The organism is Nocardia sp. NPDC003482, assembly GCF_053588115.1.
In genome coordinates this window covers 481948-505385 of the sequence record NZ_JBSFPI010000001.1, presented here as the reverse complement: position 1 = coordinate 505385, position 23438 = coordinate 481948, and the positions used below count along the sequence as shown (strand labels likewise).

Sequence of the window (23438 nt, the reverse complement as noted above, 5' to 3'; positions counted from 1 at the left end):
AGCATGTGTGAGCAGTATTATATTTTATGTATTAAATGGCGCAAGTCACATTGCGGGTGTCCAAATACTTGAACACCGTACCCCCGGCACCCCCCATAACCTCGCCAGAACGCGACAATCCGTCGACTCCGGGGAGGAGGAGCAGTGCCGCAACGACAACTGGACCGGCCGCATCGCGATCCGTCGCGGTGCGACGGTCACAGCCTCACGCACGCCGTGCAGGAATGCCTCGAACTGTCGATCTGCATCCTGGCAGGACAGGAACGACCCGAGCACCTGCGTCGACTCCGACAGGAGGCGACCCGCTGGGCGCGCGACGGCATTCCGATCGACACCATCCTGCGGCTGGTCCACGACGGCGTCCGCCTCGCCCTCGAGCTCGACGAGCCGGGCGGCCGCCGCCAGACCATCGACAGCGCCGCGGTGCTCGATCTGCTGGCCACGATCACCTCCACGGTGACCGGCGCCTACGAGCGGCAGCCGAAAGCCCATGCGGGACAATATCGTTCGGCCCGTACGCTGGCGGCGGCGCTGATCGAGGGCCGCCCCACCTCGGCGCTGACCCGCAACGGCGGCATCGACATCGCCGACGAGTACTGGGTGCTGGCCGTGGCGCCCGCGGTGGATCCCGGCGTCCCGACCGCCGGACCCATCCGCCGCCTGCGCAGCGAACTCGCGCACCGGTTCCGTGGCACCGCCCTGGACGTGTTGTCCCTCGACGGCGGCACCGTGCTCGTGCCCACCACGCTCGCCGAGGATTCCGGACTCGACGACCTCGTCGCCGACCTCACCCGGATCGCGGGGGTGCCGATCACCGCCACCGTCGCCCGGGCCGAGATCTCCGCCATCCCCGCGGCCGCCGACCGCGCCCACGAACTGCTCGACCTCGCGTCCCGGCTCGGCATGACCGGACTGCACCGCTTCGACGACCTGGCGCTCGAATACCAGCTCACCCGGCCCGGCCCCGGGCTCGATCAGCTGAGCGCGCTGCTGGATCCGCTCGACGACCACCCCGACCTGCTGAGCACGCTGTGGGTCTTCGTCGTCAACGACCAGAGCCGCAAACGCACCGCCAGCCGCCTGCACCTGCACCCCAATTCGGTCGACTACCGGCTCAAACGCATCGCGCAGCTCACCGGCCTGGACGCCTCGCGCGCCTCGGGACTGTGGTATCTGCGCTCGGCGCTGATCGCCCGCAGTTACCGACGATCGATCAGCCGAACGTCGTAGCCGAATCCGACTCGCGCCGGATGTCGCGCGGCTGTGCTCTCCGACACAGTTGTCAGCCACATCACATGACGACGAGGAGCGGCGATGCAGCCATACGACAACGACGAGCGTGGTCGGCGATGACCGCGGCCACGCTGGACACGCGCCCGCAGCTCGCGCCCCGGGCCCGGCTGGCGCGGATCGAACAGGGTTATCTGGTGCTCGGCGGCACCGTGCTGATCTGTCTGGTGGGCGGACTCACGACGCCGAACTTCCTGTCGCTGAACAACTTCGCCAGCATCGCCGCGCTCTCGGCGGCCTTCGGCATCCTCGCCGTGGGTGAGGCGGTGGTCATCCTCGGCAAGGGGATCGACCTGTCGGTGGCGGGGATCGGACTCGGCTCGGCGCAGGCGACCCTGGCGTTCATGAACCGCGGGATGCCCGAGGGCCGGGCGATCCTGCTCATGGCCGGGCTCGCCCTGCTGGTCGGGGTGCTCAACGGCGTGCTGATCGCCTACCTCGAGGTGCCCGCGCTGTTCGCGACGCTGGCCACCGGGATGCTCGCCATCGGCGGCGTCGACATCCTGTTCCTGAGCCGCAACGTCTACAACGTGCCCGCCGGATCGTGGATCGCGGCGCTGAATCACGGTTCGCTGCTGGGGATTCCGCGCCCGGTGCTGGTGGCCGCCGCGGTGTTCGCGCTGGCGTGGCTGTTCATCTCCTACACCGCGCCCGGCCGGTTGATCCGGGCGATGGGCGACAACTTCGACACCGCCCGCGCCACCGGCGCGCCGGTGCGCCCGTTGCAGGTGCTGACCTACGTGATCGCCGCGGCGCTGGCGGTGCTGGCCGGATACGTGGCGGTCTCGATCCAGGGCAGCGTGCAGACGACCGTCACCTCCTTCGATCCGATCCTGTTCACCGCCTTGACCGTCGCCGTGATCGGCGGGGTGTCGCTGTCGGGCGGGCGGGGCACGATCCTCGGCGTGCTCGCGGGCTCGCTGTTCGTCGGCGTGCTGAACAACCTGCTGGTGCTGCACGGCCTCACCACCGCGGTCCAGGACCTCATCCGCGGCGCGGTGCTCATCGGCGCCATCGCCTTCGACGCCTGGCTGCATCCCCGCAATGTCGAGACCGAGAAGTCCGGCGAACTGTAATGGCTTCTCCCACAACCACTTCCAAGCACGACACCGCCCACGACAGGAGGGTTCGACGATGAACCGAAAGAAGACACTCGCCCTGGTGACCACCGCGCTCACGGCGTTCGCGATCGCCGGATGTTCGGTGGACAGCCGCTCCGGCTCGTCCGGGGCCGCCTCGGGCGACGCCGCCTTCGGCGCGAACGTGGACATGAACGACGCCGTGCGCAAGGCCCACGACGTGATGAAGGGCAAGCGGGTCGCCTTCGTCCCGATCCTCTACAAAGGCTATGCGCTGACCGAGAACTGGGGCTCGACGATGCAGCGCTCGTTCGGCAACCTCGGCGCCGACTTCCAGGTCTACGACTCCAACTTCTCCAGCGACCGGATGATCAGCACGATCAACGACCTGATCGCCCGCAAGGCCGCCGACGTGCTCGTGCTCCAGAACCAGGACCTGGGCCTGCTCGACAGCGTGATCGAACAGGCCGAGCGCGCCGGGATCTACACCGTGGTGCTGAACATGATGTCGACCCGGCTCGGCGACGCGTTCATCGGCGTCGACGTCGCGCACGCCGCCCGCACCATCGCCCAGCGCGCCGCCGACGACTGCGGCCGCCGCAACGCGCCCAAACAGGTCGCGGTGATCGACGGACCCGGCAACGACCCGGCCTCGATCCAGTGGAACCAGGGCATCCGCGACGTGCTCGAACCGCTGGGATACACGCTGTCCGTTGCCCATTCGCAGTTCCAGAACGCCATCGCCCAGCAGGCGGCCGAGTCGATGCTGCAACAGTCGCAGGGCAAGCTGTGCGGGTTCCTGGTGACCTACGACGTCAACGCGGTGACCGTCGGCCGGACCGTCGCCGACGCGGTCGGCCGCGGCCAGGTGGCGCCGGATTCGGTGGGCACCTATACCTTCGACGCCGACCGGAGCTGGTGCGACGCGCTGAAGCAGGGCCTGGTCACCGCCTCGGTCGCCTACGACGTGCAAGGCATCGGCGAGGCGGCGGCGGTGGCCACCCAGCAGCTGATCCAGTCCGGCGCCAAGCCCGGCAGCGGGCACACCGTGTCCTTCGTCGCCGACGCGATGGTCGACAAGACCAATGTCGACGACGTGTCCATCGCCTGCTACACGGGCCGGTGACCATGGGCATCGCACTACGGTCCCGGGGCGTGAACGCCATCGGGCTCACCGGCGGGCGGTGGCGCGACCGCGTCGCGCCCTACCGGACCCTGTCGGAACTGTTCGAGAAGCGCTGGATGGAGGGCGCGGTCCCGCTGGGACTGGCGTTGATCCTGTGTGTCGTCGTGCTGTCGACCACGCCGGTCGGCGCGGACAACACCCCGCTCGTGCTGGATCAGGCGGCCGAATACGGGCTGCTCGCCATCGGTCTGACGGTGGTGCTGGTCGGCGGCGGCATCGACCTGTCGGTCGGATCGGTCGTCGGGGTGGCCGCGCTCGGCGCGATGGTCGCCAACCGGGTGTGGCACTGGCCGATGGCCCTGGTGGTGCCCGCGGCCGTGCTGACCGGGGCCCTGCTCGGCGCGATCAACGGCGTGCTCGTCGCCCGGCTGCGGATGCGGCCGTTCATCACGACGCTGGTGACCCTGATCGCGTTCGGCGGCGCGGCGACCGCGTTGCAGAGCGCCTACAGCACCAAGATCGGCGTGGCCCGGCCCGACATCGTCTGGGATTTCCTGAGTTTCGGCAAGGTCGCCGGGATTCCCACGGAGTGGTTCCTGTTCGTGGTGGTGCTGATCGTCGCGCACCTGGCCCTGACCCGGTCGCGCTGGGGCTGGTGGGTGACCGCGGTCGGATCGGATCGACGGTCCGCGCGCCGCAACGGGATTCCCGTCGTCGCGGTCACGTTCTGGACCTATGTGCTGTCGGGGGCGCTGGCCGGGCTCGCGGGCCTGCTCACCGCCGCCCGGCTCGGCCGCACCGATCCGAACGTCGGAAAGGGTTGGGAGATCGTCGCTCTGACGGCGGTCGTGCTCGGCGGGGTGAGCCTGAAGGGCGGCCGCGGGTCGGTCCTGCGGGCGACGGTCGGCGTGCTCGTGGTGGCGATCATCCAGCAGGCCACCATCGCCGAGGGCGCGCAGGGGTCCTGGTACACGGTGATCCTGGCGGCGGTGCTGCTGCTGTTCACGGTCCTCGACCTGAAATGGGGCAAGTACCGGCAGCGCACGGTCGAGAAGCTGCGGATCGATCCGGCGCGCCTGGTGCTGCCGCCGCTGCCCGACATCACCGAGCCGGGCAGCGTGTGGAATCTCAACAGCCGCCTCACCGACGCGCCGCCGATCGGGCTGGGCCAGATCCGCGGGGCGGAGGACTGCGCGGTCGACGGCGACGGCAACGTCTTCTGCGGCGACCAGCGCGGCTGGGTGTGGAAGTTCACCCCCGGCCGCACCGAGGGCGAGATCTTCTCGCGCACCGGCGGTTTCCCGTGCGGCCACGCCTTCGACCGGGAGGGGCGGCTGGTGGTCGCGGTGGGCGGTATGGGCATCTACCGGATCGAACCGGACGGTCGGCCGGAGCTGGTGGCCAACAAGGTCGCGCGCAGCCCGTTCTCCCTGCTCGACGATTCCGGGTTGCGGGCCGTGGACGATCTCGACGTCGCCCCCGACGGCTCGATCTACGCCTCGGACTTCTCCACCCGCAACAACACCGCCGACTTCCTCGTCGAACTGGTGGAATTCCGCCCGAACGGCCGGGTGGTGCGCGTCGATCCCGACGGCAGCACCGAGGTGGTGGTCTCCAATCACGTGTTCCCCAACGGGATCTGCACCGCCCACGACGGGCAGTCGATCCTGATCGTCAGCACCGGCCTGTGCCGGGTGGACCGGCTGTGGATCGCGGGACCGAAACAGGGGCAGCTGGAACCGGTGCTGGAGAATCTGCCCGGCTACCCGGACAACCTCAACCGGTCCTCCGACGGAAACTACTGGCTGCCGCTGTGCGCGATGCGGACCTCGATGTCGGATCTGCTGCGCGAACACCCGGCCGTGCGGCGGCGGATGACTCGCGAAGTGTCGCTGGACAATTGGGTCGTTCCGCAGCTGAACATGTCGTGCGTGCTCAAGTTCGACGATCGGGGCCGGATCCTGTCGGTGCTGTGGGACGAGACGATGGAGAACTATCCGATGGTCACCTCGGTCAAGGAACAGGCCGGGCACCTGTATCTGTGCGGCGTCAGCAACAACCGCATCGGCCGACTCCCGTTGGACCCCAGCGAGATCGGCACGATCGACCCGAATCGCGTTCCGGGACTGCGGGATACGGTCCACACACCGGCGGGGGCGGTCCGATGAACCGCGCGCTCGCCACGCTGGCCGAGTGGATCAATCCGGCCTGGGGACGGCACCGCACCGTCCCGCCGATGGACGCCGGGCTGCGGCCGAACCTCCGCCTCGACGAGGCGGCGGAGTTACTGCCGACCGGCGCCCACGAACCCGACGACGTGGTCGTCACCGACTCCGGCACGGTGTTGTTCGGCAGCGGGAACGTGGTGTGGTCCTGGCGCGACGGCGCGGTCCGCGCCGTGGCCGAATTGCCCGGTCCCGCAGGGGCGCTCGCGCTCCGGGACGGCACGCTGCTCGTCGCCGTCGACGGCGCCGGACTGCTCGCGGTGAATGATGCGGGCCGGGTCACCGAGGTGTGCGCCGACGCGGCCGTCGCCTCCTGCGTCACCGACCTCGCCGTGCTCGCCGACGGGTCCGTGCTCGCCACGGTGGGCTCGCGCGAGTACGGCGTCGCGGAGTGGTCGCGGGCGCTGGTGCTCGGCGACCGGTCCGGGGCGATCGTCCGGATCGAGGGGGCGCGGGCGCGGGTCGAGGCCGAGGGCCTGGGGTGGCCGTCGGGCATCGAAACCGCCTCGGCCACCGAGGTTCTGGTGTCGCTGAGTTTCGACCACCGCATCGAGACCCGGGCGCTCGCCGCCCTCGCCCGCCCGGGCCGCGCGATCGCGCGCAACCTGCCCGTCTATCCGGGCCGCCTCGCGGCCGCCGCGGACGGCTGGTGGGTCGCGGCGCCCTATATCCGCAACCGCGTCACCGAGATGCTGCTCGACGAGCCCGCGGTGATCGCGGAGATGGTGGCGCGCGTCGATCCCGAGGACTGGTTCGTCCCCCGGCTGCGCTGCACCAACCCCTACACCGACACCATGCAGATGGGGCAGCTGCGCGTGCTCGGCGAGGTCAAACCGTGGGCCCCGGCCCGGTCGTGCGGGCTGGTGCTGCGTCTCGACGGGGCCGGGCGCGTCGCGGAGAGCGCGCACGCCCGGGTCGACAGCCCCCGGCACGGCGTGACCGGCGTGGCCGCGGCGAACGGCCGAATCCTGGCCGCCGCCAAGGGATTCGGCAATCTCCTGCAACTGCCCGCCGAGGAAGGAACGAGGTGATACGGATGCCCACTACGGACCACGACACCGCCGAACCGGTGATCCGGCTGTCGAAGGTGAGCAAACGCTACGGCGGCACCTACGCGCTGCGCGGCGTCGACTTCGACGTGCGCCCCGGGGAGATCCACGCGCTGCTCGGCGAGAACGGCGCCGGGAAGTCGACGATGGTGAAGATCATCTCCGGTGCCGTCGCCCACGACGGCGGCACCCTCGAACTCGACGGCCGCGCACGCACTTTCACGGCCCCCAAGGATTCGGTGGCGGCCGGAATCTCGATGGTGTACCAGGAGGGTTCGCTCGTCGAGACCATGACGGTGGCGCAGAACCTGTTCCTGGGCGAGGAGAAGGTGTTCAACAATCTCGGCCACCTGAACATCGTGGCGCGAGAACTGCTGGAATCACACAACTTCCACATCCGCCCGGACGTCCCGGCCGGTGCGCTGGGCGTCGGCCAGAAGCAGATGGTCGAGATCGCGCGGGCGGTGCACCGCAACGCGAAGCTGGTCATCCTCGACGAACCGACCTCCTCGGTCACCCCCGAGGAGCGGCTCCAGCTGTTCCTGTCCATGCAGTCGCTCAAGCGCCGGGGCATCGGCGTCATCTTCATCACCCACATGCTCGACGAGGCGTTCGAGCAGGCCGACCGCATCACCGTGCTGCGCGACGGGGAGGTGCAGGGCACGGTGTCGCGGCCGGAGTTCGCCCGCGACGAGGTGGTGCGCATGATGGTGGGGCGCAATGTGGAGATGGGCCGGGTGCTCCCCGGACGAGAACCCGATCCCACGCCGGTGCTCGAGGTCGAGGACGTCACCCTGCTCCCGGTCGTGCGCAATATGTCGTTCTCCGCCTACGCCGGGGAGATCGTCGGGATCTACGGCCTGGTCGGCGCGGGGCGCAGCGAGGTGGCGATGATCATCAGCGGCATTCTCAAGCGACGCCGATTGCGCGGCGGCACAATCCGTTTGAACGGCCGGCGGGTCCGCTTCGGCACCCCGCGCCAGGCGCGCCGGGCGGGCATCGTCTACATCACCGAGGACCGCAAGGCGTCGGGCTTCTTCAGCCATCTGACGATCGCCGACAACATCTACCTCGGGCATCTGTGCGGGGCACGACGCCTGCCGTTCCTGGTGCGCCCGAGCGCCCGCAAGTCCGTCGCGGGACGCTTCGTCGAACGCTTCCAGGTCCGCACCTTGGAGCCGAACCGGGCCACGCTGGAGGAGCTCAGCGGCGGCAATCAGCAGAAGGTCGTGCTCGCCAAGGGCCTGACCCGGAAACCGTTGGTCGCCATCATCGACGAACCCACCCGCGGCGTGGATCTGGGCACCATCCCCGAGATCCACGCCATGATCCGGGGGCTGGCCGACGACGGCGTCGCGGTGGTCGTCATCTCGTCCTACCTGCCGGAGATCCGGGCGCTGTCCGATCGCGTGCTGGTCGCCAAGAACGGGACCATCGCCGCCGAATTCGCCCCCGAGGAGGCCGACGAGACCCGGCTGATGTTCGCCGCCGTGCACTAGCGACCCCGCACCGAAAACGCTCGCCCCGGCCGTGGCCGGGGCGAGCGTTTCTCGTCGAACCGTCGCGCTCAGAACTCGATGACCGCCTTGCCGCCGGTCTGCTTGTCGAATTCGCGGTAGGCCGCCTCGGCGTCGTCGAGGGACCAGCGATCGGTGAAGATCTTGTCCACATCGACCCCGTGGCTGGCGATGAAGCGGGCGCAATCCCCCTGTCCGACAAGGGAGAACGTGTAGGAGCCGACGATCGTGAGCTGCTTGCGGATGACGTCGGGGCTGACGTTCAGCGTCACCTCCCCGCCCTCGCCGACGAAGCCCACCCGACCCCACGGGGCGGTGGCCTGCACGGCGGCGGAGCGGGCGGCGGCCGCCCCCGAACAGTCCAGCGCGCAGCTCACGCCCTTGCCCCCGGTCAGTTCCCGGATCGCCGCCACCGGATCGGTGGCGCTGGAGTCGACGCCGTGCGCGGCGCCGAATTCCTTTGCGCGGGAGACCCTTTCGCTCGCGACATCGACCGCGATCACCTCCGCGCCCATCGCCGCGGCCAGCTGCACCGCGGACTGCCCGACCGGGCCCTGCCCGAACACGGCGAGGGTGTCGCGGGCGGTGAGACCCAGGCGCACCAGGCCGCCGAAGGCCGTGCCGGTGCCGCAGGCGATCGCGGCCCCGGCGGCGAAGCTGAGCTCGTCGGGCAGCGGAACCAGTGTGCGCGCGGGCACTTTCAGGTAGTCGGCGTGGCCGCCGTGGGCGGTGGCGCCGAAGATCCGCGCGCCGCGCTCGCACATCTGGGTCCAGCCCTCGCGGCAGCGGTCGCAGAAGCCGCATCCGTCGTAGTGGTGCACCATGACCCGATCGCCGACCCGCACCGCGCGCGGATCCACCGCCGACCCCAGGGCGACCACCACACCGCACGGCTCGTGCCCGGCGATGACGCCCACGTCGTCGCCGCGCAAACCGAACGCCGCCAACGCCTCTCCGGCGGGCGCGCGGTAGAACCGCAGATCGCTGCCGCACATTCCGGACGCCTTGATCTGCACGATCACGTCCGCGGGCCCCGGTTCGGGGTCGTCGAACGAGACGATCTCGAGGTTGCGGTCACCGTTGAACACAACGCCGCGCATCGGCACTCCTCCACCTCCGGCCAGCGCCGGGTCGATCCACTGTGGGTGTCAGGACAGCGATTCCGCCAGCGCGGGCGACAGTCCGTAGGATTTGAGCTCGACGTAGCCGTCGAAGCCCTCCAGCCCGGCCTCCCGGCCGATGCCGCTGTTCTTGAATCCGCCGATGGGCGAATGGAATCCGACCACGTTGCCGTTCAATTCGACCGTCCCCGTGCGGATTCGGCGCGCCACGGCGAGGGCGTGCTCGTCGTCGGCGGCGAAGACCGAGCCGTTGAGACCGAACGTCGAGTTGTTGGCGATCGCCACGGCCTCGTCCTCGTCGGCGAAGCTCAGCACCGACAGCACCGGGCCGAAGATCTCCTCCTGCGCGATGCGCATATCGGGCGCGACGCCGGTGAACACGGTCGGCTCCACGAACCAGCCGCGGTCCAGTCCGGCGGGCCGCCCGCCGCCGACGGCGACCTTGGCCCCCTCGGTGCGGCCGATCTCGAGGTAGCTCTCGATCATCGCGCGCTGGCGGGCGGTGACCACCGGCCCGATCTCGGTCGCCGGATCGGCCGGATCGCCGACCGGCATCGACTCGACCATCGCCACGAGCCGCTCGACCAGTTCGGCCTCGCGGGAGCGGGCCACCACGATGCGGGTCTTGTTGCTGCACGCCTGGCCGTTGTTGCGCATCGACAGCTTGCGGATCTGGCCGAGCGCGATGTCCAGGTCGGCGTCGTCGAGGATGACCGCCGCGGATTTGCCGCCCAGTTCGAGGGTGACCCGGCGCAGATCGCGCCCGCACAGCTCCGCGACCCGGCGGCCCGCGGCCGTCGAGCCGGTGAACGACACCTTGTCCACGCCCGGATGGGTGACCAGGTGCTCGCTGACGCCGCGATCGGCGGGCAGGATGTTGACCACGCCGTCCGGCAGGCCCGCGGCCTGGAGGATCTCGCCGAGCAGGTAGCCGTTCAGCGGCGCCTCGGGGGCGGTCTTCAGGATCACCGTGCAGCCGGCCAGCAGCGCCGGACCCAGCTTCAGCGCGGCGATCTGCAACGGCATGTTCCACGGGATCACCGCGGCGACGACGCCGATCGGCTCCCGCGTCACCAGGCCGGTGCCGGTGGCCGAGCGGCGGATGCTGCTCCACTCGTAGCTCGGGGCGAGTTCGAGGAACGCGTCCAGCAGCAGTTTCGCGCCCAGCGACTGGGTGCTGCGCGACAACGTGATCGGACTGCCCATCTCGGTGGTGATCAGCTGCGCGATCTCCTCCTGCCGCTCCCCCAACCCCGCGCTGACCCGGGTCAGCACCTCGATCCGATCGGCCAGCGACAGCCGCGGCCACGGACCGTGATCGAACGCGTGCCGGGCGGCGGCCACGGCCCGATCGACGTCGCTGGCCGCGGAGTTGGGCACGTGGGCCACCGTCTGCTCGGTGTAGGGCGAGATCACCGCGATCTTCTCGGTGGCGGTGGGTTCGGCCCACCGCCCGCCGATGAACAGCTTCGAATAGTTGCCCTGAGGGACCATGTTCTTCTCTCCTCGCACCGGTCCTGTCGTGCGCCGCCTCCTGGAACGGAGGCGGCCCGGTGGTCCGAGTGTGGCGCAGCGCACATCCGCCCGGTATCCCTCGCCGGTCGTATTCGACCGCGACCTTCGGTCGATGCGGGTCAGCGCGTGCCGACCAGGCGCATGACCGTGGCGAAGTCGTCGACGCCCTCGAGGCCGAACACCGCCTCGACGACGGCGTCCTGCCGCTCCCGCGCGAGCACGCCCTCGGCGTTGGTCCGGAACTTCGCGATCAGCTCGGCGTCGGTCATCCGGGTCTCCGGATCGGGGGTCGGGCTGCCCTTCGGGTACACCCGGTCGGCGACGAAAGTCGTTCCGCGAGCGTCGACTTCGATGCGGGCGGGCCGCGCCGACGGATGCGCGGACAGCGCCTTGAAGTAGTCCGGATGCGGTTGGAAGGTGACCCGTTCCATCAGCTCGAGCACCGACGGGCTGAACACGAGGTCGGGATCGTGCCACGCCTTGCTCGGGGTGATGTTGTGCGCGCCGACGGCCAGCCCGTGCGCGATGCTGAACTGCGCGTCGTGGGTGTGCTCGATGACATTGCTCAACCACAGCGGATGCAGGACCGCGGCCTCACCCCAGCACCGGATCGCCTCGATCTCCTCGGGCTTGAGATCGTTCTCCTCGACGATCTCGGTGAGCGCGTGCAGCGGCGCGTGCAGGATCCGGCAGTGCGGATACGGCTTGAAGGTCTGTTCGGCCGGGAACCACCAGTCCTCGCCGAGACCGGCGGTGAGATTCTGCGGTTCCCAGCGGCGGGTGCCGATGAAACGGCGGTAGCCCAGCTCGGCGTCGTCGAGGACCGGCAGGTCACCCCGGTGACCGAGCTTCGCCATGTACGCCGCGGTCAGGGAGGCGTTGGTGAGGGCGCCCGCGAGGGAGTACTTGATCGTCGCGGTCGGCGCGTGGGCCAGCCACGACCGCATGGAATTCACCGGCGAGGTGCTGGCCGCGATGGCCAGCGCGTGGGCGAGCACCTCGGCCGAACAGCCCTCGAGCTTGCCGACCGCCGCGGTCGCGCCGAAGACCGTGTTGCTGTAGCCCAGCACGGGCGACAGGTTCATCTCGGTGTCGGTGCGGTCGCGCAGGTAGTCGACCGACTTGTAGAACCGGAACGACATCTCGTGCGACAGCGCGATCGCGGCGAGCACATCGCGGCCCGAGCGCTGCCGGGACTCGGCCACGGCCATGGTCGGCGGCAGGACGTAGGGCGTCACGTGGCCCGGCGGCAGCACGGCGTCGAAGTCGAGGGCGTTGATCAATTCCCCGTTGGCGAAGGCGGCGGCGAGCGTCGTCACCCGGTCGGGGGTGCCGATGACGGTGGCGTCCCCGTTCGAGCCGCCGACCAGGCGGGCGTATTCGATGCCGATCCGGCCCTTGTGCTGGTCGACCGCGCCCAGGGCGCAGCCCAGCGAATCGAGCAGGATGCGCTTGGCTTCGACCACGACCTCCTCGGGCAGGCGGTGGTAGTCGACCCCGGTGGTGAATCGGGCCAGTTGTTCGACGATGGTCTCGGACACGACGGCGTCCCTTCCTCGCTGCGCGCTGCTGTGCTGCCGGTATCACCATGGCGTCGATCGGGCGCGACGACATCCGCCGCCGGTCCGATTCGCCTGCGACCTTCGGCCGACTGGCGTCGGATCGCGGGAAGGTGCCGGACGACTTCCATCCTAGCGCTAGAATCAGACATAATATATTGTCCTTGAGTTTTTGGAGCGACAGTGGCAACCGCAACCACGGATTCACCCCACCGCGACGTGGCGCTCGACCGGGACCTGCACGCCCGCATCCGCGAACTCGTCGTCGAGGCCGGGGGTGCCCTCGGCCGGGAGTTCCCGGCCTACGACTGTTCCCGGGCGCTGGCCGCCAAACGCATGCTGCGCTACCTGTGGGACGCGACCGTCGCGGATCTGGCCCGCGCGAGCGGGACGCACCCCGAACCGCCGACCGACCTCGCCGCCCTGCTCACCCGGATCCGCGACGCCGAGAGCGCGGTCGAGGAGGCCCGGCTGCGCGACGGCGTCGAACTGCTGCGCCGAGTGCGCCACGCGCTGGCGACCCTGCGCGACACGACGACGGTCGACGAGTTGTTCACCCGGGCCTCGGAGGCGGCCTGCACCATCGGATTCGACCGCGTGCTGCTGTCCACCGTGGAGAACTCGGTGTGGAAGCTGAGCACGATGTGCGTGGTCGGCGACCCGAAACTCGCCGAGGACATGGTGGCGATCGGCCGCGACAATCCCCCGCGCCTGGACGGCACCCTGATCGAATCCGATGTCGTCGCGCACGGCCGGGCCGGTCTGGCCCTGGACGCGCAGCGCAATCCGCGGGTCGAGCGGACGCTGGTGAAGATGTCGCGCTGCACCTCCTACGCCGTCGCCCCGCTCACGGTGCGCGGCCAGGTCGTGGGCATGGTGCACGGCGACTGCACCCTGCCCCACCGCGAGGTGGACGACTCCGACCGCGCGGTGCTGAGCCTGTTCGCCGAGGGCCTGAGCCACAACCTGGACCGGGTGCGCATCCTCCAGGGCGTCGCCGACCTCCAGCGCGGACTGCTGAACCTCACCGGCGGGATGCGGATCGGCGCCGGGCCCGCGGTCGCGGTTCCCGCCCAGCCGCATCCGCTGCTGTCGAGCCGGGAGGTGGAGGTGATCGAACTGCTCGCCGCGGGCGAACCGAACCGCCTCATCGCCCGCAAGCTGTCGATCTCCGAGGGCACGGTCAAGACCCACGTCACCCACATCCTGCGCAAACTCGGCGCCGCCAATCGCGCCGAGGCGGTGTCCTACTGGCTGCGCGACGGTTCCGCACGCTTCTGCGTATAATATATTGTGCATGAAGCCGTCCGCGACAGAGGTGTGCCCATGACGAGGATCAGGACCCAGCCCGACGACTGGACCGAACCGGGTCCGCATCAGATCGTGCGCGGCGTCCACAGGATCCCGTTACCCCTGCCGATCGACGGGCTCGCCGCGGTCAACGCCTACCTGCTCGAGGGCGCCGACGGGCTGATCCTCATCGACCCGGGCTGGGCCTGCCCGCAGACCGAACGCGCCGTCGCCGCGGCGCTGGAACTGCTGGGTTACGCGCTCGGCGATATCGCCGTCTGCCTGGCCACCCATCATCACGCCGATCACTACACCCAGGCGTGCGCGTGGCGAAAGACGTTGGGCTGCAAGCTGTTCACCGGACGCGAGGAACGCCACAGCATCGACGCCTTCCCGCTGCCCGGCGGTTTCCCCCATCATTCCCCGCTGCTCGCCCACCACCGGCACCGCCTCGACGAGGTGTGCGAACGGGTCGCGGCGGGCGCCACGACCGCCTACGACATCGCCGCCGCCCTGCCGTCGACCCGTCGCGGGCTGCGGCTCGACGACCTGCCGCCCGAGCATCAGCTGTCGGCGATCATGGAGATCGACGCCCACCTCGACGTCCTGTCGATGCAGGGCCGGGTCGGCCACGACGACGGCGCCACCGTGCGCCGTTTCGCGCTCGCGGCATGAAACCCCCTGCCGCACAACCCTTTTCACCGTGGAGGAATACGTGAGCACAGACCCTTCGGCCCGGACCCCGCTGGCGGGCTTGCGGATCATCGAATTCGCCAGCTTCGTGGCGGGTCCCTCGGGGGGCATGACGCTGGGTCAGCTCGGCGCCGACGTCATCCGGATCGACCCGATCGGCGGGGCCGCCGACTACACGCGCTGGCCGCTGTCGGCGCGGACCGGGCGCAGCCTCTACTGGACCGCGCTCAACCGCGGCAAGCGCTCGGTCGCGATCGATGCGCGCTCCCCCGAGGGCCGCGAGCTGATCATCGGACTGGCCACCGCGCCGGGACCCGACGCGGGCATCGTGGTCGACAACACCGTCGGGCGGCCGTGGCTGTCCTACGAGGCGCTCAGCGCGCGGCGCGCCGATCTGATCCAGGTGCACATCGACGGGTACGCCGACGGCCGGGCGGCGGTCGACTACACGGTGAATCCCGATGCGGGCGTTGCCGATATGACCGGACCGCTGGACGCGGCCGCACCGGTGAACCACGTCCTGCCCGCCTGGGACCTGCTGGCCGGGATGACCGCGACCACCGGACTGCTGGCCGCCCTGCACCGCCGCACCCGCACCGGGGCCGGATCGTTCCTCCGGCTCGCCCTGGCCGATGTGGCGTTCTCGTCGCTGGTGAACCTGGGCTGGCTGGCCGAGGCCGACGAACGGGGTCGGGCGCGGGACAAGCACGGCAACCAGGTCTACGGGAGTTACGGCGCGGATTTCGAGACCGCCGACGGCGAGCGCGTCATGGTCGTCGCCCTCACCCGCCGGCACTGGGACGGGCTGCGCCTCCTGACCGGCACCGGCGCGGTCTTCGACGCCCTCGAGAAGGCCCTCGACGCCGACCTCCGCACCGAGGACGACCGCTACCGCCACCGCGACCTGATCACCGCCGTCCTGCGGCCGTGGTTCGCGGCCCGCCCGCTGGCCGAGATCGACCGCGCCCTCACCGAATCCGGCGTGCTGTGGAGCAAGTTCCGCACCGTGCACGACGTGGCGACCGCCTTCCGCGCCGAGGGCTCCCCCGCGATCTTCGGCGAGGTCGATCAGCCCGGCATCGGCCCGGTGCTGACCAGCCGGTCCCCCCTGCGCATCGACTCCGAGTACGGCGACTGCGCGGTCGCCCCCGACCTCGGTGAGCACACCGGGCAGGTGCTGTCGGAGGTGCTGGGCGTGAGCGACGCCGAACTGGGCCGCCTGCACGACGCGGGCGTCATCGGCTCGGCGTAGCGGCCCTACGCGTCGGGCAGGGTGAATACGATCTTGCCGACGGCCGCCCCGGAGCGGAGGCGGTCGGCCGCGTCGCCGGGTTCGGTCAGCGGCACGGTCCGGTCGATCACCGGGCGGATCGCGCCGCGGGCCACGGCCGCGAGGACCTCCGGCCGCAGCCCGGCGATCACGGCGGCGAGCTCGTCGGGGCGGGTGAAGCCGAAGGAGACACCGTGCACGGTGAGGTGACGGTAGGACAGGTCGTCGAGATCGATGGTCGACGCGGGCCCGTCGAGTCGGCCGATATTGACCACGTGCCCGTCGTGCCGCGTGGCGGGCAGGCAGCGGGCGAACGTCGGCCCGCCGACGTGGTCGAGCACGACGTCGACGCCCCGGCCACCGGTGGCGGCCAGGACGGCGGCGGTGAGGTCGGTGCCCGGGGTGACGACGACGGTGTCCACGCCCGCCTCGGTCAGCAGGGCGCGTTTGCCGGGCGCGCGGGTCGTGCCGATGACGTGCGCGGCGCCGAGGGCCTTGGCCAATTGCGCGCCGATCAGCCCGATCCCCGCGGACGCCCCGGTGATGAGCACGCTCTGCCCGGCGGTGAACCCCGCCGCGGTGAGCGCGCCGTGCTCGGTCAGCAACCCCGTCGGCAGCGCGCACGCCACCGCCGGGTCGAGGCCGTCGGGAAGAGGCAGGACGTGGCGGTGATCGGCGAGGACGTATTCGGCGAACGAGTGCGGCGTCGAGCCCATCACCGCGTCGCCGACCCGCCAGTCACCGGTCCCGTCGCCGAGCGCGGCCACGGTTCCGGCGTACTCGAATCCGGCGACGAACGCCTCCCCGGTCCCGCCGCGGGTGGGGTCGGCCCGATCGAGCATCGGAATGTCGCCGTTGTTCGTCGCCGCGGCCCGGGTGCGGATGAGCACCTGCCCCGGGCCCGGCTCGGGCCGCGCGACCTCGCGCACCTCCCAGTCCGGGCCGAGCCCACCCACGAGCGCGCGCATCGTCCGCGGCACGGCGATCCTCCCGTCTCAGCTCCGGTCGTCGACCTTGTTACGCGAAATCAGTTGCGCGGCAATCACATTGCGCTGGATCTCGTTGGTGCCCTCGCCGAGGATCATCAGCGGGGCGTCGCGGAAGTAGCGCTCGACCTCGTACTCCTTGGAGAAACCGTAGCCGCCGTGCACGCGCATGGCGTCCAAGGCCACCTCCATGGCGGCCTCGGAGGCGTACAGCTTCGCCATCCCGGCCTCCATATCCGCGCGCAGGCCCTGGTCGATGCGGTCGGCGGCGTCGGCGGTCAGCAACCGCGCGGCCTGCACCTTGGTGACCATATTGGCCAGATGGATGCCGACCGCCTGATGCTGCCAGATCGGCTTGCCGAAGGATTCGCGCTGCTGGGCGTAGACGGTGGCGTCGGCGAGCGCGGCCTGGGCCACGCCGACCGCGCGGGCGGCGACCTGCACGCGCCCGACCTCGAGGCCGCGCATCATGTGATTCCAGCCGATGCCCGGCGTGCCGCCCAGCACGGCCGTGCTCGGGACGCGCATCTCGTCGAAGACCAGCTCGCACGCCTCGACGCCGCGGTAACCCAGCTTGGGCAGCTTCTTCGAGATGACCATGCCCGCACCGGGTTCGACGAGCACCACGCTCATCCCCTTGTGCGCGGGCTTCGCCTCGCGGTCGGTGACGCACAGCAGGCCGATGAGCCCGGAGTGCGCGGCGTTGGAGATCCAGGTCTTGCTGCCGTTGATCACCAGGTCGTCGCCCTCGGCCCGCGCGGTGGTGCGCATGGCCTGCAGATCGCTGCCGCCGCCGGGTTCGGTGAGCGCCATGGTCGCCCGGATCTCGCCGGTCGCCATCTTCGGCAGATAGGTCTTCTTCTGCTCGTCGGTACCGAAGGTGCGGATCAGGTAGGAGATCACCGAGTGGCCGCCGATCGCCCCGGCCATGCTCATCCAGCCGCGGGCCAGTTCCTCGGTGACGCGCGCGAAGCACGCGGTGCTGACCTCGACGCCGCCGAGGTCCGAGGGGACCAGCAGGCCGAAGCAGCCGAGCCGCTTCATCTCGTCGATCAGTTCGCCGGGGTAGATGTCGTCGGCCTCGAACTCCCGCACCCGGGGCCGGACCTTCTCGTCGACGAATCGGCCGACGAGGGCGACGATCTCCTGCTCGTCAGGAGTGAGGGTGGTCATCGTTCTCCTTCTTTCCTTGGTTTGCCCGGCGGCCGCGCGTCAGGCCGTCTCCACGGTCGCCGCGAGTCCCTGGCCGCCGCCGATACACATGGTGGCCAAGCCTTTTCCGCCGCCGCGGCGACGCAGTTCGTGCAGCAGCGTGGTCACCATCCGCATCCCGGTGGCCCCGATCGGATGCCCGAGCGAGATGCCCGAGCCGTTGACGTTGAGGCGGTCGTGATCGCGCCAGCCCCAGCCCTCGAGCACCGCGAGCACCTGCACGGCGAACGCCTCGTTCAGCTCGACCAGATCCAGCCCGTTCAGCAGCTGCCGGGTGTCGAGCCCCTGGCGCGCGGCGAGTTTCGCGACCGCGGGCACCGGCCCGATCCCCATCCGCGACGGATCGCAGCCGGCCGCCGCCCAGCCGTTGAGATAGCCGATCGGCGTCAGGCCGAGGTCGTCGAGCCGGTCCTCGGCCACCAGCAGGCAGGCCGAGGCGGCGTCGTTCTGCTGGCTGGCGTTGCCCGCGGTCACCGTGCCGCCCGGGGTGATCGGGCGCAGCTTCGCGAGGGTCTCGGGGGTGCTGTCGGGCCGCACGCCCTCGTCCGTGGCGACCACCCGCGGCTCACCGCGGCGCTGCGGCACCGTCACCGGCACCACCTCGGCGTCGAAGCGGCCGTTCTGCCACGCCGCCGCGGCCCGCTGATGGCTGCGGGCGGCGTAGGCGTCGGCGCTGTCGCGGTCGATCCCGTAATCGGCGGCGAGATTCTCGGCCGTCTCGATCATTCCGGAGATCTTGCCGAACCGTTCCTCGGGCTGGGAGCGCTCGCGGCCCCGGTCGAGCCGGTCGTAGAGCGAGACCGTGCCCGCCCGCGCGCCCCAGCGGGTGGCCGTCGAGTAGTACTCGATGCGGCTCATGGATTCCACCCCCCCGGCCAGCACCACGTCGGCGGCCCCGGTCTGCACCATCATCGCCCCCGTCACCAGCGCCTGGAGGCCGCCGCCGCACCGGCGGTCCAACTGCATCCCCGGCACCTCGATCGGCAGTCCGGCGTGCAGCGCCACCCAGCGGCCCACGCACGGCACCTCGGAATTGGCGTAGGACTGCGCGAACACCACGTCCTCGATCCGCTCGGGATCGACGCCGGAACGTTCCACGACCTCGCGGACCACCGTGGCGGCCAGATCCTCCACCGGGACGTCGCGCAGCGCGCCCCCGAAGGTGCCGACGGGGGTTCGCAGGGGTTGCACGATCGCCACCCGCCGGACATATTGCTGATTCGACACCGTAGTCACACCCATTCCGATCGAATTGGCTCAGGACAGCCACCCGTCCGTGCCGCCGACACTACTTGCAGTTTATACATTTTATATAATATTCTTCAAGACGAACAGAGGACGGTGATCGACATGCCCGAGGTGGGCCCCGAAGACTTCAGCGCGATCCTGGCACATGTGCGCGAATTCGTCCGCACCAAGGTCGTGCCCCGCGAACAGGAGATCATGGCGGCCGACGCCATTCCCGCCGATCTGCGCAAGCAGGTCGCCGAGCTGGGCCTGTTCGGGTACGCGATCCCCCAGCAGTGGGGCGGTCTGGGGCTGGACCTCACCCAGGACGTCGAGCTGGCGATGGAATTCGGCTACACCTCGCTGTCGCTGCGCTCGATGTTCGGCACCAACAACGGCATCGCCGGTCAGGTGCTGGTGAACTTCGGCTCCGACGAGCAGAAGGCCCGCTGGCTCGAGCGGATCGCCACCGGCGAGGTCGTCGCCTCCTTCGCCCTCACCGAACCGGGCGCGGGCTCGAATCCGGCGGGCCTGCGCACCAAGGCCGTGCGCGACGGCGACGACTGGGTCATCGACGGCCAGAAGCGCTTCATCACCAACGCCCCGATCGCGGATCTGTTCGTGGTCTTCGCCCGCACCCGTCCCGCCGACGACTCGGGCCCCGGCATCGCGGTGTTCCTGGTCCCCGCCGACACCCCCGGCCTCGAGGTCGGCGCCAAGGACGCGAAGATGGGCCAGGAGGGCGCCTGGACCGCGGACGTGACATTCTCCGGCGTGCGGGTTCCGGACGCGGCGCTGGTCGGCGGTTCGGAGGAGGTCGGGTACCGCGCGGCGATGACGTCGCTGGCCCGCGGCCGGGTGCACATCGCCGCGCTCGCCGTCGGATCGGCCCAGCGCGCGCTCGACGAGTCGGTGAGCTACGCCGCCGCGGCCACCCAGGGCGGCCGCCCGATCGGCGAGTTCCAGTTGGTGCAGGCCATGATCGCCGATCAGCAGACCGGGGTGCTGGCCGGGCGCGCCCTGGTCCGCGAGACCGCCGCCCGCTACGTGAGCGGCGAAGACCGGCGCATCGGGCCGTCCGCGGCGAAGCTGTTCTGCACCGAGATGGTCGGCCGGGTGGCCGATCTCGCCGTGCAGATCCACGGCGGCACCGGCTACATGCGCGAGGTTCCGGTCGAGCGCATCTACCGCGATGTGCGGCTGCTGCGCCTGTACGAGGGCACCAGCGAGATCCAGCGCCTGATCATCGGCGGCGGGCTCGTGCGCGCGGCCGGGACGCGGAAATGACGGCGGCACACCAGGATTCGCTCGACGCGGCGACGTGGTTGTTCGTGCCCGGCGACCGGCCGGACCGGTTCGCCAAGGCCCAGGCCGCCGGGGCGGACATGGTCGTGCTGGACCTCGAGGACGCGGTCGCGCCCGAGCGCAAGGACGAGGCGCGCGACTACGTCCACCAGTGGCTCGCGGCGGGAAACCGCAACGCGGTGCGCATCAACGCCGACGGAACCCGGTGGTACGCCGAGGATCTCGCGATGCTGGCGCGGCACCGCGCCGTCGTGATGGTCCCCAAGGCCGAGGATCCCGCCGCCCTGGGCGCGATCGCGGCGGAACTGACCGAGCCCGCCCTCGTCGCGCTGATCGAGACCGCGCGCGGGGTACTCGACGCGGCGGCGATCGCCGACGTCCCCGCGGTGCGCCGCCTGGCGATCGGCACCTTCGACCTGGCCGCGCAGCTCGGCATCGCCCCGGGTGACCGGGAGGCGCTGGCGCCCGCCCGCGGCGCGCTCGTGCTCGCCTCGGCGGCGGCCGGGCTGGCGGGACCGATCGACGGGGTCACCGGCGCCGTCGACGAACCGGAGCTGCTGACCGCCGACGTGAACTACGCCCGCCGCCTCGGATTCGCGGGCAAGCTCTGCGTCCATCCCCGGCAGGTTCCCACCGCGGCGGCCGCGCTCCGGCCGAGCGCCGACGAGATCCGCTGGGCCACAACGGTGGTCGAGGCGACCACCACCGAGGGCGTGGCCGTGCTGAACGGGCAGATGATCGACAAGCCGGTCGTCGACCGCGCCCAGCGCATCCTGCTCCAGGCGTCTCCCCGTCCCTGACATCCCGACGAAACGGAGTCCGACATGTCCCAACCACTGCTGCTCGACCGGACCGCGGTCATCACCGGCGCCGCCCAGGGCATCGGCTACGCCATCGCGGAGGCGTTCCTCGCCGAGGGCGCCCGGGTCGTCCTCGGCGACCTCGACGCCGACACCGTGAAGCAGGCCGCCGAACGTCTCGGCGGCCCGGACAAGGCGATCGGGGTGCGCTGCGACGTCACCGATTCCGCCGATGTCGACGCCCTGTTGCAGGCCGCGCTGGACACCTTCGGCGGCCTCGACGTCATGGTCAACAACGCGGGCATCACCCGCGACGCGACCATGCGCACCATGACCGAGGAGCAGTTCGACCAGGTCGTCGCCGTCCACCTGAAGGGCACCTGGAACGGCACCCGCAAGGCGGCGGCGATCATGCGCGAGCGCAAACGCGGCGCGATCGTCAACCTGTCGTCGCTGTCGGGCAAGGTCGGGCTGGTCGGACAGACCAACTACTCGGCCGCCAAGGCCGGCATCGTCGGGCTGTCCAAGGCGGCCGCCAAAGAGGTCGCCCACCACGGCATCCGGATCAACGCCATTCAGCCCGGCCTCATCCGCACGCCCATGACCGAGGCCATGCCGGAGAAGGTCTGGGAGCAGAAGATGGCCGAGATCCCCATGCGCCGCGCGGGCGAGGTCAGCGAAATCGCCTCGGTGGCACTGTTTCTCGCCTCGGACCTGTCGTCGTACATGACCGGCGCCGTCCTGGAGGTCACCGGCGGGAGGTTCATGTAGTGCCCGGCTGGGAACCGCACACCGTCACCAGCTCCGAACTCATCGATCCCGCCCCGGTCGCCGCGCTGGCCGCGCTGTTCGACGACGGGTTGCCGGTCCCCGGCCCCGGCGACGAACTCCCGCCGATGTGGCATTGGGTGGCACTGCCGCGCTGGCCGGTCTCCTCGCTGATCGGCGCGGACGGGCATCCGGTGCGCGGCGGCTTCCTGCCGCCGGTCGCGCTGCCCCGGCGCATGTTCGCCGGCGGAGAGGTGCGCTGGCACAGCGAGATCCACGTGGGCGAGACCGTGCGGCGGGTGTCGCGGGTGGAATCGGTGACCGAGAAGTCCGGGCGCTCCGGCAAACTCGTCGTCGTGGTGGTCTCGACGCGGCTGTACCGCGACGGCGGCGAACTCGCGCTCGACGAACGCCAGGACCTCATCTACCGCGAGGCGGGCCCGGCCGCTCCTGCCACCGCCGACCCCGCCGACGCGGCGGCCCTGACCCCGGCGGGCGCCCCGCTGCGGCGCGCGGGAGACACGGAGTGGGACTTCGCCACCGATCCGACCCTGCTGATGCGGTTCTCCGCGGCCACCGCCAACGCGCATCGCATCCACTACGACTGGCCCTACGCGACCCGCGTGGAGGGGTACCCGGGCCTGGTCGTGCACGGACCGCTGATCACCCTCGCCGCCGCCGAGGTCCACCGCCTCGCCGGACGGACCGGACGCCCGGCGGGGCTGCGGCACCGCAACCGCGCTCCCCTGTTCTGCGCCCAGCCCGCCCGATTCCGGATCGAGCAGGGCGACGATCCGGGCCCGCGGATCGACCTGCTCGGCCCCGGCGGGGACGCGCACGCGACCGTCGAGATCGATCTCGGATGAGGAAGGCCCCCACCATGATTCGCACCTTCACCGGACTCGACGAGGTCCGCGCCGCGCTCGGCGAACCGCTGGGCCCGAGCGAGCCGCTGCTCGTCGACCAGGCCCGGATCGACGCGTTCGCCGAGGTGACCGGCGATCACCAGTGGATCCACGTCGACCCGGACCGCGCCGCCGCCGGTCCGTTCGGCCGCACCATCGCGCACGGGTATCTGACCCTGTCGCTGCTGCCCTGGTTCGGCGCGCGGCTGTTCGCGCTCGAATTCGGCTCGGCCCGAGTCAATTACGGGGTGGACAAGGTGCGGTTCCCCGCGCCGGTCCCGGTGGATTCGACCCTGCGCTGCACCGCGACCTTCACCGATCTCCGCGAGGCGGCGGGCGGCACCATCCTCACCACGCGCTATGTGGTGCAGGCCACCGACGCGGCCAAACCGGCCTGTGTCGCGGACACTTTGGTGCTGCTCACGTAATCGGGCCCGGCGCCGTCGCATCTTATATTATGTTTTGACGCGCCGTTTCCGGGCGCACACCCGACAGGGAGGC

At 70.7% G+C, this 23438-nt stretch carries 20 protein-coding genes; 14 read left to right on the top strand and 6 right to left on the bottom strand.

Features of this window, described 5'->3' with window-relative positions; translation table 11 throughout:
* Positions 1–144 precede the first annotated feature (144 nt).
* The 6 genes from ACWDSJ_RS02355 (at position 145) to ACWDSJ_RS02330 (ending at position 8268) form a co-directional block, all read left to right on the top strand.
* Positions 145–1230, top strand: a complete 1086-nt coding sequence (locus ACWDSJ_RS02355) for a PucR family transcriptional regulator (RefSeq protein WP_450028863.1) — start codon at positions 145–147, stop codon at positions 1228–1230.
* A 119-nt stretch (positions 1231–1349) separates the two neighbouring features.
* Complete coding sequence (locus ACWDSJ_RS02350) at positions 1350–2366, top strand: ABC transporter permease (protein WP_450028862.1); 1017 nt, start codon at positions 1350–1352, stop codon at positions 2364–2366.
* Positions 2367–2424: 58 nt separating this feature from the next.
* Positions 2425–3495 (top strand): sugar ABC transporter substrate-binding protein, encoded by a 1071-nt coding sequence (locus ACWDSJ_RS02345; RefSeq protein WP_450028861.1) that lies wholly within the window; start codon positions 2425–2427, stop codon positions 3493–3495.
* 29 nt (positions 3496–3524) lie between these two features.
* Entirely contained in the window at positions 3525–5663 is a 2139-nt protein-coding gene (locus ACWDSJ_RS02340) for an ABC transporter permease (protein ID WP_387357687.1), read from the top strand.
* On the top strand, positions 5660–6751 hold the full coding sequence (locus ACWDSJ_RS02335) for a hypothetical protein (RefSeq protein WP_450028860.1): 1092 nt from the start codon (positions 5660–5662) through the stop codon (positions 6749–6751). Before ACWDSJ_RS02340 ends, ACWDSJ_RS02335 begins: the two co-directional genes overlap by 4 nt.
* Positions 6752–6756: 5 nt before the next feature.
* Complete coding sequence (locus ACWDSJ_RS02330; RefSeq protein ID WP_387357685.1) at positions 6757–8268, top strand: sugar ABC transporter ATP-binding protein; 1512 nt, start codon at positions 6757–6759, stop codon at positions 8266–8268.
* A 68-nt stretch (positions 8269–8336) separates the two neighbouring features.
* Here the strand turns inward: ACWDSJ_RS02330 and ACWDSJ_RS02325 are convergent, their stop codons facing one another.
* The 3 genes from ACWDSJ_RS02325 to ACWDSJ_RS02315 all read right to left on the bottom strand — a co-directional run bounded on the left by ACWDSJ_RS02325 (position 8337) and on the right by ACWDSJ_RS02315 (position 12463).
* On the bottom strand, positions 8337–9386 hold the full coding sequence (locus ACWDSJ_RS02325) for a zinc-dependent alcohol dehydrogenase family protein (RefSeq protein WP_450028859.1): 1050 nt from the start codon (positions 9384–9386) through the stop codon (positions 8337–8339).
* A 48-nt stretch (positions 9387–9434) separates the two neighbouring features.
* Entirely contained in the window at positions 9435–10901 is a 1467-nt protein-coding gene (locus tag ACWDSJ_RS02320) for an aldehyde dehydrogenase (protein ID WP_450028858.1), read from the bottom strand.
* Positions 10902–11041: 140 nt separating this feature from the next.
* On the bottom strand, positions 11042–12463 hold the full coding sequence (locus tag ACWDSJ_RS02315; protein WP_450028857.1) for an MmgE/PrpD family protein: 1422 nt from the start codon (positions 12461–12463) through the stop codon (positions 11042–11044).
* Positions 12464–12664: 201 nt separating this feature from the next.
* Here ACWDSJ_RS02315 and ACWDSJ_RS02310 point away from each other — a divergent pair, with 201 nt between their 5' ends.
* From ACWDSJ_RS02310 to ACWDSJ_RS02300, 3 genes are read left to right on the top strand one after another with little or no spacing between them, the layout of a single operon-like run.
* Complete coding sequence (locus ACWDSJ_RS02310) at positions 12665–13768, top strand: LuxR C-terminal-related transcriptional regulator (protein WP_450028856.1); 1104 nt, start codon at positions 12665–12667, stop codon at positions 13766–13768.
* A 39-nt stretch (positions 13769–13807) separates the two neighbouring features.
* Positions 13808–14446 (top strand): MBL fold metallo-hydrolase, encoded by a 639-nt coding sequence (locus tag ACWDSJ_RS02305; protein ID WP_450028855.1) that lies wholly within the window; start codon positions 13808–13810, stop codon positions 14444–14446.
* A gap of 40 nt (positions 14447–14486) precedes the next feature.
* A complete protein-coding gene (locus ACWDSJ_RS02300) occupies positions 14487–15716 on the top strand; it encodes a CoA transferase (protein ID WP_387357679.1) in 1230 nt (409 codons plus the stop codon).
* 5 nt (positions 15717–15721) lie between these two features.
* On the opposite strand, the gene ACWDSJ_RS02295 is transcribed toward ACWDSJ_RS02300, so the two are convergent.
* Genes ACWDSJ_RS02295 through ACWDSJ_RS02285 form a run of 3 tightly spaced genes read right to left on the bottom strand, consistent with a single transcriptional unit; the run spans position 15722 to position 19168 of the window.
* Positions 15722–16714: a quinone oxidoreductase family protein gene (locus tag ACWDSJ_RS02295; RefSeq protein WP_450028854.1), complete on the bottom strand. Its 993-nt coding sequence runs from the start codon at positions 16712–16714 to the stop codon at positions 15722–15724.
* 15 nt (positions 16715–16729) lie between these two features.
* Complete coding sequence (locus tag ACWDSJ_RS02290) at positions 16730–17893, bottom strand: acyl-CoA dehydrogenase family protein (RefSeq protein ID WP_450028853.1); 1164 nt, start codon at positions 17891–17893, stop codon at positions 16730–16732.
* 39 nt (positions 17894–17932) lie between these two features.
* Entirely contained in the window at positions 17933–19168 is a 1236-nt protein-coding gene (locus tag ACWDSJ_RS02285; RefSeq protein WP_450028852.1) for an acetyl-CoA C-acetyltransferase, read from the bottom strand.
* Positions 19169–19282: 114 nt separating this feature from the next.
* Here ACWDSJ_RS02285 and ACWDSJ_RS02280 point away from each other — a divergent pair, with 114 nt between their 5' ends.
* The 5 genes from ACWDSJ_RS02280 to ACWDSJ_RS02260 are packed head-to-tail and all read left to right on the top strand — an operon-like array spanning position 19283 to position 23365.
* Positions 19283–20446, top strand: a complete 1164-nt coding sequence (locus ACWDSJ_RS02280; protein WP_450028851.1) for an acyl-CoA dehydrogenase family protein — start codon at positions 19283–19285, stop codon at positions 20444–20446.
* The gene (locus tag ACWDSJ_RS02275) at positions 20443–21264 is read left to right on the top strand and encodes an HpcH/HpaI aldolase/citrate lyase family protein (RefSeq protein ID WP_450028850.1); all 822 of its coding nucleotides are present in this window, start codon (positions 20443–20445) and stop codon (positions 21262–21264) included. Before ACWDSJ_RS02280 ends, ACWDSJ_RS02275 begins: the two co-directional genes overlap by 4 nt.
* Before the next feature lie 24 nt (positions 21265–21288).
* Positions 21289–22035: a 3-oxoacyl-ACP reductase FabG gene (gene fabG, locus ACWDSJ_RS02270; protein ID WP_450028849.1), complete on the top strand. Its 747-nt coding sequence runs from the start codon at positions 21289–21291 to the stop codon at positions 22033–22035.
* Entirely contained in the window at positions 22035–22898 is an 864-nt protein-coding gene (locus tag ACWDSJ_RS02265; RefSeq protein ID WP_450028848.1) for an FAS1-like dehydratase domain-containing protein, read from the top strand. Before fabG ends, ACWDSJ_RS02265 begins: the two co-directional genes overlap by 1 nt.
* A gap of 14 nt (positions 22899–22912) precedes the next feature.
* A complete protein-coding gene (locus ACWDSJ_RS02260) occupies positions 22913–23365 on the top strand; it encodes a MaoC family dehydratase (protein WP_450029020.1) in 453 nt (150 codons plus the stop codon).
* Positions 23366–23438 lie beyond the last annotated feature (73 nt).